This is a genomic window from Pseudomonas sp. SDO5591_S426 (assembly GCF_054070755.1).
Map to the genome: position 1 here is coordinate 1 of NZ_JBSVXD010000141.1, position 15,534 is coordinate 15,534.

16 protein-coding genes are annotated in these 15,534 nt (G+C 61.3%); 4 read left to right on the forward strand and 12 right to left on the reverse strand.

What is annotated here, in order from left to right; genetic code table 11:
* Positions 1–51 precede the first annotated feature (51 nt).
* From ACW9JC_RS22315 to ACW9JC_RS22370, 12 genes are all read right to left on the reverse strand, one after another.
* Entirely contained in the window at positions 52–1,464 is a 1,413-nt protein-coding gene (locus ACW9JC_RS22315) for a heavy metal sensor histidine kinase (protein ID WP_457457625.1), read from the reverse strand.
* Positions 1,461–2,132, reverse strand: a complete 672-nt coding sequence (locus tag ACW9JC_RS22320) for a heavy metal response regulator transcription factor (RefSeq protein WP_457457627.1) — start codon at positions 2,130–2,132, stop codon at positions 1,461–1,463. Before ACW9JC_RS22320 ends, ACW9JC_RS22315 begins: the two co-directional genes overlap by 4 nt.
* A 113-nt stretch (positions 2,133–2,245) precedes the next feature.
* Positions 2,246–2,503, reverse strand: coding sequence for a DUF2790 domain-containing protein (locus ACW9JC_RS22325; protein WP_457457629.1), 258 nt, complete (start codon positions 2,501–2,503; stop codon positions 2,246–2,248).
* Between the two features lie 128 nt (positions 2,504–2,631).
* Positions 2,632–3,405 carry an alpha/beta hydrolase gene (locus ACW9JC_RS22330; protein WP_448108309.1) on the reverse strand — a complete coding sequence of 258 codons (774 nt, stop codon included), beginning with the start codon at positions 3,403–3,405 and terminating at the stop codon, positions 2,632–2,634.
* 293 nt (positions 3,406–3,698) lie between these two features.
* Positions 3,699–4,187 carry a DUF6644 family protein gene (locus ACW9JC_RS22335; RefSeq protein WP_457457632.1) on the reverse strand — a complete coding sequence of 163 codons (489 nt, stop codon included), beginning with the start codon at positions 4,185–4,187 and terminating at the stop codon, positions 3,699–3,701.
* Positions 4,187–4,537, reverse strand: coding sequence for a DUF6152 family protein (locus ACW9JC_RS22340; RefSeq protein ID WP_457457634.1), 351 nt, complete (start codon positions 4,535–4,537; stop codon positions 4,187–4,189). The genes ACW9JC_RS22335 and ACW9JC_RS22340 overlap by 1 nt, the downstream gene beginning before the upstream one ends.
* A 241-nt stretch (positions 4,538–4,778) precedes the next feature.
* Positions 4,779–6,152 (reverse strand): DUF1329 domain-containing protein, encoded by a 1,374-nt coding sequence (locus ACW9JC_RS22345; protein WP_457457636.1) that lies wholly within the window; start codon positions 6,150–6,152, stop codon positions 4,779–4,781.
* Between the two features lie 37 nt (positions 6,153–6,189).
* Positions 6,190–7,242 (reverse strand): YeiH family protein, encoded by a 1,053-nt coding sequence (locus ACW9JC_RS22350; protein WP_457457638.1) that lies wholly within the window; start codon positions 7,240–7,242, stop codon positions 6,190–6,192.
* Between the two features lie 70 nt (positions 7,243–7,312).
* Entirely contained in the window at positions 7,313–7,726 is a 414-nt protein-coding gene (locus tag ACW9JC_RS22355; protein ID WP_338581553.1) for a GFA family protein, read from the reverse strand.
* Between the two features lie 33 nt (positions 7,727–7,759).
* Positions 7,760–9,148: an MFS transporter gene (locus ACW9JC_RS22360; protein WP_457457640.1), complete on the reverse strand. Its 1,389-nt coding sequence runs from the start codon at positions 9,146–9,148 to the stop codon at positions 7,760–7,762.
* An 89-nt stretch (positions 9,149–9,237) separates the two neighbouring features.
* Positions 9,238–10,230: a flavin reductase gene (locus ACW9JC_RS22365; RefSeq protein ID WP_457457642.1), complete on the reverse strand. Its 993-nt coding sequence runs from the start codon at positions 10,228–10,230 to the stop codon at positions 9,238–9,240.
* Between the two features lie 68 nt (positions 10,231–10,298).
* Positions 10,299–11,366, reverse strand: a complete 1,068-nt coding sequence (locus tag ACW9JC_RS22370) for an LLM class flavin-dependent oxidoreductase (RefSeq protein WP_457457644.1) — start codon at positions 11,364–11,366, stop codon at positions 10,299–10,301.
* A gap of 83 nt (positions 11,367–11,449) precedes the next feature.
* On the opposite strand from ACW9JC_RS22370, the gene ACW9JC_RS22375 reads away from it, so the two are divergent.
* From ACW9JC_RS22375 to ACW9JC_RS22390, 4 genes are all read left to right on the forward strand, one after another.
* Entirely contained in the window at positions 11,450–12,364 is a 915-nt protein-coding gene (locus ACW9JC_RS22375) for a LysR family transcriptional regulator (RefSeq protein WP_448108300.1), read from the forward strand.
* A 134-nt stretch (positions 12,365–12,498) separates the two neighbouring features.
* The gene (locus tag ACW9JC_RS22380) at positions 12,499–13,464 is read left to right on the forward strand and encodes a tripartite tricarboxylate transporter substrate binding protein (protein ID WP_338581545.1); all 966 of its coding nucleotides are present in this window, start codon (positions 12,499–12,501) and stop codon (positions 13,462–13,464) included.
* Position 13,465: 1 nt separating this feature from the next.
* The gene (locus ACW9JC_RS22385; RefSeq protein ID WP_338581544.1) at positions 13,466–13,948 is read left to right on the forward strand and encodes a tripartite tricarboxylate transporter TctB family protein; all 483 of its coding nucleotides are present in this window, start codon (positions 13,466–13,468) and stop codon (positions 13,946–13,948) included.
* 24 nt (positions 13,949–13,972) lie between these two features.
* A complete protein-coding gene (locus ACW9JC_RS22390) occupies positions 13,973–15,481 on the forward strand; it encodes a tripartite tricarboxylate transporter permease (RefSeq protein WP_457457647.1) in 1,509 nt (502 codons plus the stop codon).
* Positions 15,482–15,534 lie beyond the last annotated feature (53 nt).

Sequence of the window (15,534 nt, forward strand, 5' to 3'; positions counted from 1 at the left end):
CATTCCAAAGTAGGAGCTGCCGCAGGCTGCGATCTTTTGACTTTTCAGGCGTTATTCGCCTGGCCGCCGCGCCGGGAAAACCAGCTCAAAACAGGTAACGCCATCCACACTGCTGACGCTGTACGCGCCGTTGTGCAGTTGCATGATCGTCGCCACGATCGACAGGCCCAGGCCATTGGATTGCGCCGAGCGTTCGCGGGATTCGTCGACCCGGTAGAAGCGTTCGAACAGCCTGGGCAGGTGCTCGGCGGGAATGGTCTGGCCGTGGTTGCGCACTTGCAGGTGGATGCCGTCGGTCTGTGGTGTGGCTTGGATATGCAGCGCTGAGTCAGGCGCGCCGTACTTGATCGCATTGGCGCACAGGTTGGCCAGGGCACGACGCAGCAGCATCGGTTCGGCCCAGATCACGCCGCTGCCCCGGGCATCGATGCGGATTCCGACATCCGCCGCAAGACCTTCGAAATAGTCGGCCATGCGTTCCATCTCGTCGGCGGCGTCCAGTTCCTGGCGTTGGCGCAAGGCGCTGGCCGGGTCGGTACGCGCGAGGAACAGCATGTTGTCGAGCATGCGCGCCAGGCGTTCGAGCTCCTCGACATTGGACGCGAGCAACTGTTGATAGGCCTCGATGCTGCGGTTCTGCTGCAAGGCGACCTGGGTTTCACCGAGCAGATTGTTGATCGGCGTGCGCAGCTCATGGGCCATGTCGGTCGACACTTGGCCCAGTTGCACGAAGCCTCTGCCGAGGCGATCGAGCATGGCATTGAAGGCGTCGATCATCGGCAGCAGTTCCAGCGGCGCACCCTGGCTGTCGAGGCGCTCGCCGAGGTTGCCCACGCCGATGCCTTGTGCATGTTGGGCCACGCGCCGCACCGGCAGCAGGCCGCGCTGCACCAGCACGTAGCCGGACAGTGCCAGCAGAATCGCCGCCACGCTGGCGAACAGATAAACGTTGAGCCGGTAATTGGCGAGCACCGCCGTGCGCTCGGTCATCAGGCGCCCGGTGACCACTTCCAGGGTGCCCTGGTCGCCCGAGTCTATGGTCGCCGCCAGTGCCGAAAAAGGCACCCCGTTGATGTTGGGCAAGTGATGCACGTCGCCAAGGCTCAGCGGGTGATTGAGAGGCATCGGCGCCAGCGTTGGCATGCTCAGGTTGCCCGGATTGACCACCAGCAACGGTGTTTGGCCAGGCGCGCCGATGGTCAGCAAGGCTTCGCGATTACCCAGCATGTTCTGGAACAGCGCCGGTTTGGTCCGAATCAGCTCCAGGGTATTGCTATCGTTGAGGAACGTGCGCAGTTGATCGATGCGGGTAATCAGGGCGGCATCGTCGCGCCGGATCAATTCGTGCTCCAGGTCGTGGTACAACGCCACGCCCAATGCGGTCAGCGAAACAAACGCGAGAAACGCAAACACCAGCGCCAGATGCAGCGTCAGGGAATGGCGCAGACGGGACAGGCCGTTCATGGCTGCGTATCGAAGCGGTAGCCGATACCGCGCACGCTGTGGATCAACTTGAGCTGGAACGGGTCGTCGACCTTCAACCGCAACCGGCGAACGGCGACATCCACCACGTTGGTGTCACTGTCGAAGTTCATGTCCCAAACCCGCGAGGCGATCATCGAGCGCGACAGCACTTCACCCTGATGCGTGGCGAACAGGTGCAGCAGGGCGAATTCCTTGTTGGTCAGGGTAATGCGCGTGCCGGCGCGGGTGACGCGGCGCTTGAGCACGTCGATTTGCAGGTCCTCGATTTGCAACTGTTCTTCTTCACGGGTGGGGCCGCGGCGGGTCAGGGTGCGCAGGCGGGCGACCAGTTCGGCGAAGGAAAACGGCTTGATCAGGTAGTCGTCGGCGCCCAGTTCCAGGCCCTTGATGCGGTCGGCGATGTCATCGCGGGCGGTGAGGAACAGCACCGGGGTGTCGGCTTCCTTGCGCAGGCGGCGCAGGACTTCCCAGCCGTCCATTTTCGGCATCATCACGTCCAGCACGATCACATCGAAATTGTGTTCCAGCGCAAGGTGCAAGCCATCGACGCCGTCGCGGGCCAGGCTTACGGTGTAACCGAGCTCCTGCAAGCCGTTGAGCAGGTAATTACCGGCCTTGGGTTCATCTTCGACGACGAGAATGTTCATGGGGTTCTGCCAGGTGTGGGGTCAGCAAGGTTCAGCGCCGCGCAGGCGGGCTACAGCGGCATGCCCGTGCCGCCAGTGTAGCCCGTTCATCTGCCGGTACGCAGGGGCGGCGATCAATGATCATTGGTGCAACCGCTGCCCTGGACCAGGTAATCCAGTTCGTGCTGGCGACCCTGATGGTCGAGGTAGCTCAGCTCGGCGGGGATGATGCCGCATTGTTGCGAGATGTCGGTTTCGCCGGTGACTTTGGCGATATCGAGGTGGACGAACGCAGCGTCCTTGTCATGGATCACCGGGGCAGTGCTTTGGGTATCGGCAAAAACCGAACCGGTGGCGAGGAGGGCTGCGAAACCGAGGATGTACATTTTCATGATAAGTCTCTCTTTTAAAGGTGGTGGTGGCTGTCGGCGAGTGGGCCTGGCAGTGAGTTCAGGTTAACCAGGCGATCCGAACAGCCAACCAACAGGACAATGACAAAGTTGTAATAAAGGGCGACGGGTTACGGCTGGCGACCGGCGGCAGCAAGGATCAGGTCAGCGATTTCCTTGGAGTGGGACACCAGCGACAAGTGGCTCGACGGCAATTCGATGGTGGTCGCACCCATGCGCTTGGCGAGGAAACGCTCCAGGTCCGGGTTGATCGTCTGGTCCAGGCTCGACACCGCGTACCACGACGGCTTGGTGTGCCAGGCTGCGGCGGTGGTGCGCTCGCCGAACAGGGTCTTGGCGATCGGTTGCTGCACGGCGAACAGCTCCATGGCCCTGTCGTGGGGCACGTCGCTGGCGAAATACTTGAGGAAGGCGTCTTGCTTGAGGCTGACATAACCGTCGTGTTCTTCAGTGCCGGCACGCACGGGCATGGTTGGGTACTTGGCGGAGAGGGCGACGAAATCTTCCCCGGCATCCGGTGCCCGCGCGGCGACGTACACCAGCGAACTGACCTTCGGATTGACCCCGGCCTCGCTGACCACGGTGCCTGCGTAGGAGTGGCCGACCAGTACCGTCGGGCCGTCCTGCTGATCGAGGACACGCTGGGTGGCGGCGACGTCGTCAGCAACTGAAGTCAGCGGGTTTTGTACGGCGGTGACGTGCAGACCGGCAGCCTGCAAACGGGAAATCACGTCCGACCAGCTGGAGCCATCGGCCCAGGAACCGTGCACCAGCACGACGTTGTTGGCCTTGACCGGAGCAGTCGCGGTGGCAGCCATGGCGGAGCCGGTGCCCAACACGAACAGGCTGGCGGCGATCAGGCAGAGTTTGCTCAATGGATTCATGGTATCGACCCTTGTCATCATCAGTGGAAGGCGTGTCACCCGGTGTGGGTGACTGACGACTTCACTGTACGAAGCGAGGGTGCTGGCTACGCTGACAACTCAATGACAAGTTTGTAATGAAAATCACGCATGACTTCCTAAAAACCACACCGCACCGTAGCAGCTGTCGAGCCCGAGCGAGGCTGCGTTCGGCTGCGAAGCAGACGCTTACCGATTCACCGTAAAAAAGGCGAGGACTGCGTCCTCGAACGCAGGCTTCGCCAGCTGCTACATGGGGTGGTTTTGGCGCAAGCTCAGGTGTAGGCCAGCAATCGGCCGCAGAGGACCACACTGACCCAGATCACGATGGAAACCAGCGCCTGCAGCTTGGCCACGCCGGGTGCCGGGGCGCCGGTGTTCCACGCCGTGACGGAGCGGTACACACCGACATGGAACAGCACGGCGTTCAGACCCGCCGTGGCGATCAGGCATAGCTTGAGGATGAAAATGTCATTGGAGGCGAAGTCGTGCGGGTGGGCGGAAAACATCATCAGCCCGGCCGGGACGATCAACAGCAGGGCCGCCACGGACCACGGCAGGAGATGACGGGCGAGGGCGGTCACCTGAATAGTGCGAGAAACCCCGAGCACCCGCAGGTCGAACATCACCACTGAACCGACCAGGATCGCGAAGCCGAGGATGTGTACCACCTCGATCAGCGGGTACAGCCACAAATCGCCGCGCATGGCTGCCCCGAGTGAGGAATCGTTCAGCCAGTCCATCCAGCCCGGTTCGGTTGGCATCAGCGCAACTCGATGGTTTTGTCGCCGATGGTGATGCGTTCTGCGCGCAACTCATCAGCTTTGTTGCGGTTCTGATAGCCGACCACGGTGGCTTGGGTGCCGACCGCCAGCATGTCCTTCGACAACCCGCGGTTTTCCATGCGTGAAGGTGGGGCGAGGACCACGTTCCAGGTCTTGTCCGCCGTTTTCAGGTTCACGAAGCCGTGGGGATGGGAATAGCCGGCTTCTTCGATGGTGCCGCTCAGTTGCAAGGGTTTGCTGGAGTCGTACTCGCTCCAGCCGTGATGGGCGAATGCCGCCGTGGCCACCAGCAGCAATGACACGCCAATGCCCTTGAGCATGATGTTCATGGCAGGGTTCTCCTGAGTCGATGTTTTTCAGGATAGCCTGCACATTCGCAAGGGCTGGGTAGCCAGACCAAAAGTATGTTTCTGACTATGTAGTAGGTGAGCCTGAAACCCACCACACCCCCTGTAGGAGCGAGCTTGCTCGCGATGGCAATTGCACAGGCAACATAGTCGTTGACTGACACATCGCTATCGCGAGCAAGCTCGCTCCCACAGGTTTTTGTGTGTTGCCTGATAGGCGAGGTTAACGCACCCCCGCCTGACGCAACGCTGCCGGGGTGTAGTTGTTCGCCGAAGCCACCGCGCCGAATTCAATGCTGCGCTTTTCTTCGTTCTTCAGGCCCAGCACCGAATAGCGGCCGGACTGCAGGTCGTAGAGCACTTCAGCGGTATAGCCCGGCACTTGCTTGTGGTAGTACTGCTGGGCATGCCCTTCGCCCACGCGCCACAGTTGGCCGCGTCCGTCGTAATGGTCCACTTCCGCCAGTTGCCAGCTGTCTTCATCGAAGTACATGTGGCGTGTCGCGTAGATGTGACGTTCGCCCGGCTTGACCTTGGCCACCACTTCCCAGACGCGGTGCAGTTCGTAGCGGGTCAGGTCCTGATTGATATGGCCGGCCTTGAGGATGTCGGCGTACTTGAGGTTGGGCGAGTCGAGCTTGTAGCTGTTGTAGGGGATGTACAGCTCCTTTTTCCCGACCAGTTCCCAGGTGTATCGATCCGGCGCACCGTTGAACATGTCGTAATTGTCCGTGGTGGCCAGGCCATCGGCAGCGGTGGCCGGGCCGTCGTAGGCCACTTGTGGCGCACGGCGCACGCGACGCTGGCCGGCGTTGTACAGCCAGGCGTTGCGGGGCTCTTTTACCTGGTCGATGGTTTCGTGCACCAGCAACACGTTACCGGCCAGGCGGGCCGGGCCTGTCACACGCTGGATGAAGTAGAACAGCACATTATCGGCCTTGTCCTTGTCCAGGTCCGGAAGCTCACGCGGGTAAGAGATTTCGTCTTCCAGTTCAACCATGCTGAAGGCACCGTCGGCTTGCGGTTGGACACGGGTTGCCCAGCGCTTGAGGTTGCCGCCGCGATAACGGGTCAGGTGATTCCACAGCACTTCGATACCGCTCTTGGGCACCGGGAACGCGTAGTAACGGCTATCGGCAAAACCGGTCAGGCCATTGCCGCCATCCACGCCTTCGGTCTTCAGCGCACTGGCCTTGATCACCGAGTAGATGTCTGCCGGCACCGCCGCGGTGCGGTGAGTCGGGTAGGCCGGAATTTTGTAGGTGTCGGGATAGCGCGCGAACATCGCCAATTGGCCTGCCGAGAGCTTGTCCTTGTATTGATTGACGTTGGCGGCGGTGATGGTGAACAGGGGTTTTTCGTTGGCAAACGGGTCGGACAAAAAGCCCTTGGCATCGACTGTCCCGGCGCTGGTCGGCAGGCCTCCGGTCCATGCGGGAATGCTGCCGGCGGCGTTCGCGGTTTTGACGGCGCCCATCGGCGTCAGCGTAGTGCGCAGCTGCGCAGCCTCTTCGGGAGAAACCTTGGCCATGACGGCCGTGGCCAGGAGGGAAAGCGCCAGGGCACCGGTTTGCACAAGTATTTTTGTTGTTTTCATGTCGTTGCTCTCAGGTTTTTCGATGGGCAGGGTCAGTTCAGCGACCCAGGTAAAGCAGGCCGATTACCAGCATTGCGAGGAACAGGGTTTCACCAACCAGCAACGCGATCGGGCGCCAGCCGACAGTCGCGAGTTTTTGCAGCGAGGTTTTCAAACCCAGGGCCGCGATGGCGATCACCAGGCAGACACGTGAGATGTCACTCATGGCGCTCGACAGCGAAAGCGGCAGGACGCCACTGCTGTTGATCGCAACCAGGCAAACAAAGGCGAGCAGGAATCCCGGAACCAGCGGCATCCGCCGTCCCGTGCCTGTCTGCTGGCCCTGTTGCCGGCGGAAACACCAGGCAATCACCACGACGGCGGGAACCAGCAGCGCCACGCGCAGCAGTTTCACCACGGTGGCGATGTCGCCGGTTGCCGGCGAGATCATGTAGCCGGCGCCGACGACCTGCGCCACGTCATGGATGGTGCCGCCGAGAAAGGTCCCGGCTTGTTCGGGAGAAAGGCCGAGCAGTTTGCAGAGGATCGGATAGGTGATCATGGCCACGGTCGAAAGGCCGGTGACACTGACCACCGTCAGCAAGGTATCGCGCTCGCTGTTCTCATGTTTGGGCAGTACGGCGGAAATCGCCAGGGCGGCCGACGCGCCGCAAATGGCCACGGCGCCACCGGTCAACACGCCGAAGTCGGCGCGTACGCCCAGCAGGCGAGCGCTGAGCCAGCCGACAACAATGGTCGCCGTCACGGCAAACACGGCCGCCAGTACGGTTTCCCAGCCGAGCGAGCCGATCTGTTCCAGCGTGATACGCGCACCCAACAGCGCGACGCCGATGCGCAAAAGGGTCCGCGAGGCGAATTCGATGCCCGGCAGGCAGCGGCTGTGCTCGCTGAGAAAATGGCAGGCCATGCCAAATAGCAGGGCATACAGCAGCGTCGGGCCACCGTAGTGATCAGCGATAAAGGCCGAGGCCATGGCGATCGCCAGGCTGACCAGCAGACCGGGACCGATCTGCCGCAACTGGCCAAACCATTGCCGGGGCGCGCTGACGGGTGCGCTGATGTGCGACGCAGGGGGCGCGTTCTTGATCATCTTGGTTTTCTCTACAGCGTCCGGAGCAACGCGCGGGGAGCTACGTCGATCCGGACGCCAGGCGGGGGGATTAGTCGGTGACTGCTTGCTCGTAGCACGTCAAGTCGCGATCGATCGGCACCCACGGTTGGGCTGAGGCACACCACAGATGCAAGGCCGGGTTGAGTGCCGAGGTGTCGCTGAGCGTGCCGGCCTTGACCGCAAACAGGCCGGGCATCGTGGTCACCGCGCTATACAGTCCAGAGCCACAATGGCTGCAGAAGAACCGCCGCACCGGCAGGCCGCTACCACCATTGCTGGAGAAACTGCTCAACGTCTTGCCGGCGACTTCGAAACCGTCGGTGGGTACCAGCACGTTGATCGAAAAGGCACTGCCCGATTGTTTCTGGCAATCGCTGCAGTGGCAGACAGCGGTCATCAGCGGGGCGGCGAGGGTCGAATACTGGATGTTGCCGCACAGGCAACTGCCATTGAGGGTGGTCATGGAAAATTACTCATTCGGGGGGTAGGAAAAGGGTCAAGGGTGAAGCGCGCGCCTGGCTTCCCATTGCAGGGCGTTTTGCGCGGTGTGCCGGAAACTGCCCCAGGCGCTGCAAAAGAGCAGGGCGGCGAGGGCGCAGGCGATCAGGGAGACATAGAGGATCGAGTACTTGATCGCGTGCGGGTCTTTGAACACGTAGTCGGTCAGCAACCCCATGAAGACCGGGCCGCAACCGGCGCCCAGCAGGTTCAGGGCACCGGTGAACATGGCCATGAACTGGCCGCGCATGGGCGCCGGAGACACTTCGACGATGAGGGCTGCACCCACGCCGAACAGGCTGGTCCAGAGGAGGGTGGCCAACACCAGGAACGGGATCGCTCGTTCAAGGCTCGACGCCAGCAACAGCGGCACACTCACCAGCGCCAGCAGGATGCAGGCCATCAGGGCGACGCGCAGGTTGCCGTTGCTGACCCCGCGATTGCGCCAGTACTCGCCCAGCCAACTGGCGATGACCACGCCGAGCGGACCACAGACGCACATGATCGCGCCCATCAAGGCACCGACCCGGGCGTAGCTCCAGCCAAATTCACGCACCAGATAAGTCGGCACCCAGCCGCCACTGCCATATACCGCCGCATAGAAACAGCCGGCACCGAGGAAGAGCGCAGCAAAGGTGCGACGGTTCTGGCGCAGGTACGCCAGTACTTCACGCAGCGGCACATCCGTGCGGGCCTGCGGTTTGACGCCCATGGCGTTTTTGCGTGAACGCGGTTCGGGCACGCCGGCCATCAACAGCAACACCAGCAGGCCGGGCAAGCCGATCGACATCAACGTGGTCTGCCAGGGTTGCAGCAAGCCCAACCCAGGCAGGGTCAGCGGGTGTTCGGTGAAATAGCCCAGCACCAAACCGGTGGCGAGCAGACCGGCACCCACGCCGAATGATGCGCCAGTGCCGAACACGCCGAGGGCGCGGCCGCGTTTTTCCGTCGGGAACAAATCACTGATCAAAGACACCGCACCCGGCAGCAACACGGCCTCACCGACCGCCACGCCGATTCGCGCCAGCAACAAGTGCCAGAACTCGTTGGCGAGGCCACCGGCCGCGGTGGCAATGCACCACAGACCGATGCCGACGGTGATCACCCAGCGCCGATTGCCGCGGTCGATCAGCCGCGCGATGGGCAGGCCGACCAGTGAGTAAAAGGCAGCAAAGGTAAAACCGTGAAGCACCCCCATCCAGCTGTCATTGACCTGCAACGATTGCTGGATCGGGCCGACCAGCAGGGTCAGGATCTGCCGGTCCATGATCGAAAAAATGTAGGCAATCAGCAGGACGCCGACGGTGTAATACGCCTGTCCGCGATTAGGCAGGATCACTGCCGCAGGGGCGACGGTAGTGCTCCGGATACCGGTTGTACTCGACATCACTTCAATACCTCATGTCACGCGCTGGTTCTTATTGTTGTATCCAGATCCTGGGAGCAAAGCCCCCAGGCCGCATGGCTGGCAGCGGTTCAGCCGGGTTGCTGCCAAAGATTGTTGTCCTGCCAGATATTTTCCTTGCGCCAGTGTTGCGGCAGCGTTTCGCCGGTTTGCTGGATCACGCGCCCGATCAACAGTTTGAGCTGCTGGGCTTCTTCGTAATCGAGTGACTCCATCGCGGTCATTTCGGCGGCCTTGGCGAACGCCAGCCACTCGATGGTCAACTGCCGTCCGGACTCGGTGAAGTAAATTCGCGCCGCTTCAACATTGGTCGTTTCCAAGGTGAGCAAACCTTTTTGCACCCAGACATCCAGGTGTTGTCGGGTGAGATCCTTGCCGACGAATTCGAACAAGCGGCGTAACTCGGTCAGGGTTTTGCCTTCGCCGAAACTGAGCATGCCCAGCAGCTCGAAATCGAGGTCGCTCATGCCCATGGCCTTCAGTTGCTGACGAATCGGCAGTTGCATCTGGTAGTAGGCGCGACCCAGCAGGAAGCCCAGCCAGTTGTCGCCATAGACGCCATGTTCCTGCGCAACGACAGGCTCCAGCAGGCGTCGATAACCGCCACCGTGAAACACCAGCGGCGAGCTGTCAAAGCGATCAAAGGCCAGCACTTCCCCGACCAGAATGATGTGATCACCACCTTCGTACTGGTAAGTCGTGCGGCACTCGAAACGCGCCGAACAGCCTTCGAGCAACGGGATGCCGTCAGCACCGCGAGTGGTCGACAGCCCGGCGAATTTGTCGGCGCCACGCTTGGCAAACAGGTTGGACAAATCCTCCTGATCGTTGGCCAGGATGTGCACGGCAAAGTGCTCGGAACCGGTAAACGCGTGGGCCGATGACGAGTCCTTGTTCAGGCTCCAGAGCACCATCGGCGGGTCAATCGACACCGAGTTGAAACTGTTGGCCGTCATGCCGTAGTCCTGCCCGTCCGGACCTCGGGTCGTGACGATGGTCACGCCAGTGGTGAAGGCACCCAGCGCCTGGCGAAACTGCCGCGGGTCGAAGTTCGAATTGTTCATGTATCAGTACTCCATCGCCGCTGACGGATCAGGGCGAATTTATTGTTGTTCTTGCACGAAGTGGCGTTTCAAGGGCAGAGCAGGGGCATGACCAGACGGCCAAAGCGCTCGGCTTCCTCGTGATGCGGGTAACCCGACAGGCAGAAGCCGCTGCAACCGGCCTCCACGAACTCCATCAGTTGCGCGGCGACTTGCTCAGGGTTGCCCACCACCGCGACGCCCGCGCCGGGACGGACTTCGGTAATCCCGGTCCACAGGTGCGGAGTCATCTTGCGGCCGACGGTTTTGGAGAGCTCGGCGGCGCGCTGGCTGGCGACCGAATTACTTTTTGCCGCCATCTGTACCGCTGCGGCGAGTGCCGAGTTTTCTGCCCCGGCGATGAGTGCCTCGGCGGCAGCCCAGGCGTCCTCTTCGTTTTCGCGACAGATGATTTGCAGGCGCATGGCGAAACGGATTTCGTCTTCGCGGCCATATTTGGCTGCCCGGGCACGCATCTCGATGATCTGCCCGGCAATGCGTTCCGGGTAATCGCCCCAGAACAGGTGCACGGACGAATGCTTGGCCGAGATTTCCGCCGCTTGGTCGGAACCACCGCCGAGAAAGAAAGGCGGATGCGGCTGCTGGACCGTGGCAGGCATGATTTTCGGACCATGGACCTGAAAATACTTGCCGTTGTGTTCCACGTCTTGCTCGGTCCACAGGCGTTTCATCAGCTCGACTTCTTCGAGTAGCTGATCGTAGCGATCTTCTTTGGCCACAAACTGGCCTTCAGCGTAAGCGTCTTTGTCGCTGACGCCGGCAATCAGATTGAGGTAGATGCGGCCCTGGGACAGTTGATCGAAGGTCGCGATCATCTTTGCCTGGGTGACCGGATGGATATAGCCGGGCTTGAGCGCCGCAAGCATTTTCAGGCGTGTGGTACGCGCCGCCAGGTAAGAGGCGACCACCCAGGCGTCCCAGCAGATCGCACTGACCGGAAGCAGCATGTAGTCGAACCCGGCGTTTTCAGCCGCGATGGCCACGCGTTCGAAATGCTCAAGCGAGCGCGGAATGTCCTGGCTCGGGTCACCGAATGAGCTGGTGTCGCCAAGTGTTGGACAGAACCAGCCCATGCTCAAAGGGATTTTTTTATTCATTGTGAGTCTCCCGACAGGTGAACGATGGGTTCACTAAATCAAAGGCCTTACAATGAGTAAAATGAATATGTACCATTCAGCGTATGCACAATATTAATATACGTACCCTCGATCTGAACCTGCTGGTGGTGTTCATCACACTCTGGGAAACCCAGAGCGTCACCCGCGCCAGCGAACGCCTGGCGCTGAGCCAGTCAGCCGTCAGCCACGCATTGCGCAGGTTGCGTGAACGACTGGGCGACGAACTGTTCGTGCTCGGTCGTGCGGGGCTGTTGCCGACATCACGGGCCACCGAATTGATCGGCCCGGTGCGTGAGGCGTTGGAGAAAATCGATCAGGTGCTGCAGGGCGGGGAACTGTTTTCGCCGGCCAACGCCCAGCGCACCTTTCGCATTGCGGCAGGGGATTTCGTCGAGTTCCTGATTCTGCCCCGGCTGCTCCAGCATATTTCCGTGGCCGCGCCGGGGGTGGTCATTGAAATCGTGCCTTTGCCCGAGCCCGGGACCTTGTCATTGATGCTTGAAAGTGGGGCCATCGACCTGATGATCAACCTCCCCGAAGCGTTGGGTGCGGGGGTACGCTTCGAGCAATTGTCGACCGTCCAGTTGCTCACCCTGATCTGGCAGCGAGAGCGTTTGCCTGAAGGGCGCTTTCCGCTGGATCTGTATCTGGAGCGGCCGCACGTAGTCATCAGCATGCACGAGCGCGGCGGCAACATCATCGACCGCACACTCGCGGCCAAGTCCCTGAGCCGACGCATCGGTGCGGTGGTGCAGAACTTCATGGCGATGCCGGTCATTGCCTCGCAAACCGGCTACATCTGCAACTTGCCGAGCCCGATCGCTCGCACCTTTGCCGACGTATTCAACCTCAGTTGCCATGCCCCTCCGCTTGAGTTTCCCGAGCCCGAACTGATTGCTTGCTGGCACGCGCGATTCGATGCCGATGAAGGCCTGCAATGGCTCCGTGAGCAAGTGAGACGGTGCGCGGTCAACTGATCCCGCGATGAAATCCTCATAGACACAACTTTGTCCTACGCTTATGCGCAGGCCAATGTTCATCGAGCAGGAATTCGTACTCTGATCGACGCGCAGACGGCACCCATAAAAACAATGCTAAAGGGAGATACACCATGTCCGCTTTGTTTCGTCGCGTCGGTCATAGCCTGGCTGTGGGCCTTGTCGCTGCTGCACTCACCACACCTGCGCTGGCGCTGGACACCGTCAAGTTCATGGCCCCCGGTTCCGTGGGCGGTGGCTACGACCAGACCGCCCGAGTGTTGGGCAAGGCCCTGATCGAGGCCAATGTCGCCAAGGCCGTCACCTTTGAAAACAAGGGCGGCGCGGGTGGCACGCTGGGGCTGGCGCAGTTTGCCAACAGCACCAAGGGCGATCCGAATGCGCTGCTGGTGGTCGGCGCGATCATGGTCGCGGGTATCGAACAGAACAAACCGCAAATCAGCTTGAAGGACGTAACGCCGATCGCGCGGTTGTTTACCGAATACAACGTGATCGCGGTGCGCAAGGAATCTCCGTACAAGACCCTCGACGACCTGATCAAGGACTTCAAGGCCAAGCCCTCCAGCATCACTTGGGGCGGTGGCTCCAAGGGCTCGATCGACCACATCGGCATCGCCGAACTGGCCGGCAAGCTGGACGTACCAGTCAACAAGGTCAATTACATCGCCACCGGCGGTGGCGGTGAAATCGTGGCCCAGACCCTGGGCGGGCAAATCAAAGTGCTGACGGGTGGCTATGCCGAACTGGGTCAATACATCAAGAACGGCCAGATCCGCGTGCTCGCCATCGGTGCCCCTGAGCGTGTTCCGGAGATCGACGCGCCCACCCTCAAGGAAAGTGGCTACGACGTGGTCATCGGCAACTGGCGTGGTGTCTACGGCGCTGCGAATCTCACGCCCGAGCAGCGTAAAGAAGTGACCGATGCTGTGCTGGCCGCCAGCAAAAGCAAGGTCTGGCAGGACAACATCCGTATCAATGCCTGGACCGAAAGCGTGCTGACCGGTGATGACTTCGGCAAATTCGTCGATGAAGAACACGTGCGATTGCGCGCGATGCTGGTCAAGGTCGGACTGCTCTGAAATGGCCGGCGCGCGTGCAGTCGTGCCGGTGCAACTGGCGATCGGCATTGGCCTGATCGCCCTCAGCGCCGTGTTGGCGGTGGGTGCTTTTCGGTTCCCGCCCGAGATGGGCTTCGTGATTCTGCCGGCATACGTCTATCCCTACGTGGTCGGGGGGTTTCTCTGCGCGGTGGGCGTGTTGCTGAGTTATCAGGCGTTCACTGGCGGATTTCGTGAACTGGACAGCGGCAATCCCGGCATTGCTGGCGGAAAAACCGGTGCGGCCTGGGTGACCGGCGGGTTGGTGGGTGTGGCATTGCTGATCAACCTGATCGGCTTTGTGCTGGCCGCTGGTTTGCTGTTTGCCTGTGCGGCCCGGGGTTTCGGCAGTCGTCATCCGCTGCGCGACCTGGCCATCGGCATAGCCTTGACCCTGCCGATCTACTGGCTGTTCAACGCCGGGCTGGGGGTTTCCCTGCCGCCGCTGGTCAACGCCTGGATCTGACTCGGGCCGAAGGAGATCGACATCTTGGACATTCTCGCAAGCCTGGCGATGGGGTTTTCCGCAGCGCTGACGCCGATCAATCTGATGTGGGGTTTCATCGGCTGCTTGCTCGGCACCGCCATTGGCGTTCTGCCGGGTATCGGGCCGGCGTTGACGGTGGCGTTGTTGCTGCCGATCACTGCAAAAGTCGACCCGACCGGTGCGCTGATCATGTTTGCCGGAATCTACTACGGCGCGCAGTTCGGCGGCTCGACCACCTCGATTTTGCTCAACACGCCCGGTGAATCGTCGTCCATGGTCACGGCGCTGGAGGGCAACCTCATGGCGCGCAATGGCCGGGCGGGACCGGCGCTGGCCACGGCGGCGATTGGCTCGTTCGTGGCCGGCACCATCGCGACGATTCTGTTGACCTTGTTCGCGCCAATCGTGGCCAGGCTGGCGCTGAATTTTGGCCCGGCCGAGTATTTCGCGATTTTGGTGCTGTCGTTCACCACGGTGTCGGCAGTGCTCGGCGCGTCAATGCTGCGCGGCTTTGCTTCGCTGGGGATCGGCCTGACCATCGGCCTGATCGGCCTGGACTCGACCTCGGGCATTGCCCGTTACACCATGGGCGTTCCCGAACTGGTAGACGGCATCGAAGTGGTGCTGGTGGCGGTCGGCTTGTTTGCGGTCGGCGAAGCGTTGTACAGCCTGCTTTATCAATCAGAACAGGCAGAAGGGCGGCATCGCCTGACCTCGTTGTGGATGACCCGCGCTGACTGGAAACGCTCGGTGCCCGCCTGGCTGCGGGGCACGCTGATCGGCTTTCCGTTTGGCTCGATTCCGGCCGGTGGTGCGGAGATTCCGACGTTCCTGTCTTATTCCGCCGAGCGCAAACTCAGCAAATATCCGAAAGAGTTTTCGGCCAACAAAGGCGAGGGCGCTATCGAGGGTGTGGCCGGCCCGGAAGCGGCCAACAACGCCAGCGCAACGGGTTCGCTGGTGCCATTGCTGACCCTCGGCATTCCAACGTCCGCCACGGCGGCGATCCTGTTGGCGGCGTTCCAGAACTACAACCTGCAACCCGGGCCGATGCTGTTCGAAACCTCCGCCGATCTGGTCTGGACCCTGGTGGCTTCGCTGTATATCGGCAACGTCATCCTGCTGGTGCTGAACCTGCCGTTGGTGGGTTTGTGGGTCAAGCTGCTGCAGATTCCCCGCCCGTACCTGAACGCCGGCATTCTGGTGTTCGCCACCATCGGCGTGTACGGCATGCGTCATTCTTCCTTCGACCTGCTGCTGATGCTGGCAATCGGTTGGGCCGGAGTGTTGATGCGCCGCTTCGACTTCCCCGTCGCGCCAGTGATCGTTGGCATGCTGCTTGGACCGATGGCCGAGAAGCAACTGCGCAACGCCTTGTCCATCAGCGAAGGCGACTGGACGGTGTTTTTCACTCAACCGATCTCGGCCGTTTTCATGGCCCTGACCTTGCTGGTGCTGTTGGTGCCGTACCTGCTGCACAAGCGTGGGATCAAGTTGCACGAAGACGACTGAGCGTACACAACAACTGTGGGAGCGGGCTTGCCCGCGAAAGCGTCGGCTCAGTC

Bases quoted from the DNA above. Each gene is read 5' to 3' on its own strand.
- ACW9JC_RS22375 (WP_448108300.1), top strand. From the start codon at position 11,450: ATGCACAATATTAATATACGTACCCTCGATCTGAACCTGCTGGTGGTG.
- ACW9JC_RS22315 (WP_457457625.1), bottom strand. From the start codon at position 1,464: ATGAACGGCCTGTCCCGTCTGCGCCATTCCCTGACGCTGCATCTGGCG.
- ACW9JC_RS22340 (WP_457457634.1), bottom strand. From the start codon at position 4,537: ATGAACATCATGCTCAAGGGCATTGGCGTGTCATTGCTGCTGGTGGCC.
- ACW9JC_RS22365 (WP_457457642.1), bottom strand. From the start codon at position 10,230: ATGAACAATTCGAACTTCGACCCGCGGCAGTTTCGCCAGGCGCTGGGT.
- ACW9JC_RS22385 (WP_338581544.1), top strand. From the start codon at position 13,466: ATGGCCGGCGCGCGTGCAGTCGTGCCGGTGCAACTGGCGATCGGCATT.
- ACW9JC_RS22325 (WP_457457629.1), bottom strand. From the start codon at position 2,503: ATGAAAATGTACATCCTCGGTTTCGCAGCCCTCCTCGCCACCGGTTCG.
- ACW9JC_RS22360 (WP_457457640.1), bottom strand. From the start codon at position 9,148: ATGTCGAGTACAACCGGTATCCGGAGCACTACCGTCGCCCCTGCGGCA.
- ACW9JC_RS22350 (WP_457457638.1), bottom strand. From the start codon at position 7,242: ATGATCAAGAACGCGCCCCCTGCGTCGCACATCAGCGCACCCGTCAGC.
- ACW9JC_RS22330 (WP_448108309.1), bottom strand. From the start codon at position 3,405: ATGAATCCATTGAGCAAACTCTGCCTGATCGCCGCCAGCCTGTTCGTG.
- ACW9JC_RS22345 (WP_457457636.1), bottom strand. From the start codon at position 6,152: ATGAAAACAACAAAAATACTTGTGCAAACCGGTGCCCTGGCGCTTTCC.
- ACW9JC_RS22370 (WP_457457644.1), bottom strand. From the start codon at position 11,366: ATGAATAAAAAAATCCCTTTGAGCATGGGCTGGTTCTGTCCAACACTT.
- ACW9JC_RS22380 (WP_338581545.1), top strand. From the start codon at position 12,499: ATGTCCGCTTTGTTTCGTCGCGTCGGTCATAGCCTGGCTGTGGGCCTT.
- ACW9JC_RS22335 (WP_457457632.1), bottom strand. From the start codon at position 4,187: ATGCCAACCGAACCGGGCTGGATGGACTGGCTGAACGATTCCTCACTC.
- ACW9JC_RS22320 (WP_457457627.1), bottom strand. From the start codon at position 2,132: ATGAACATTCTCGTCGTCGAAGATGAACCCAAGGCCGGTAATTACCTG.
- ACW9JC_RS22355 (WP_338581553.1), bottom strand. From the start codon at position 7,726: ATGACCACCCTCAATGGCAGTTGCCTGTGCGGCAACATCCAGTATTCG.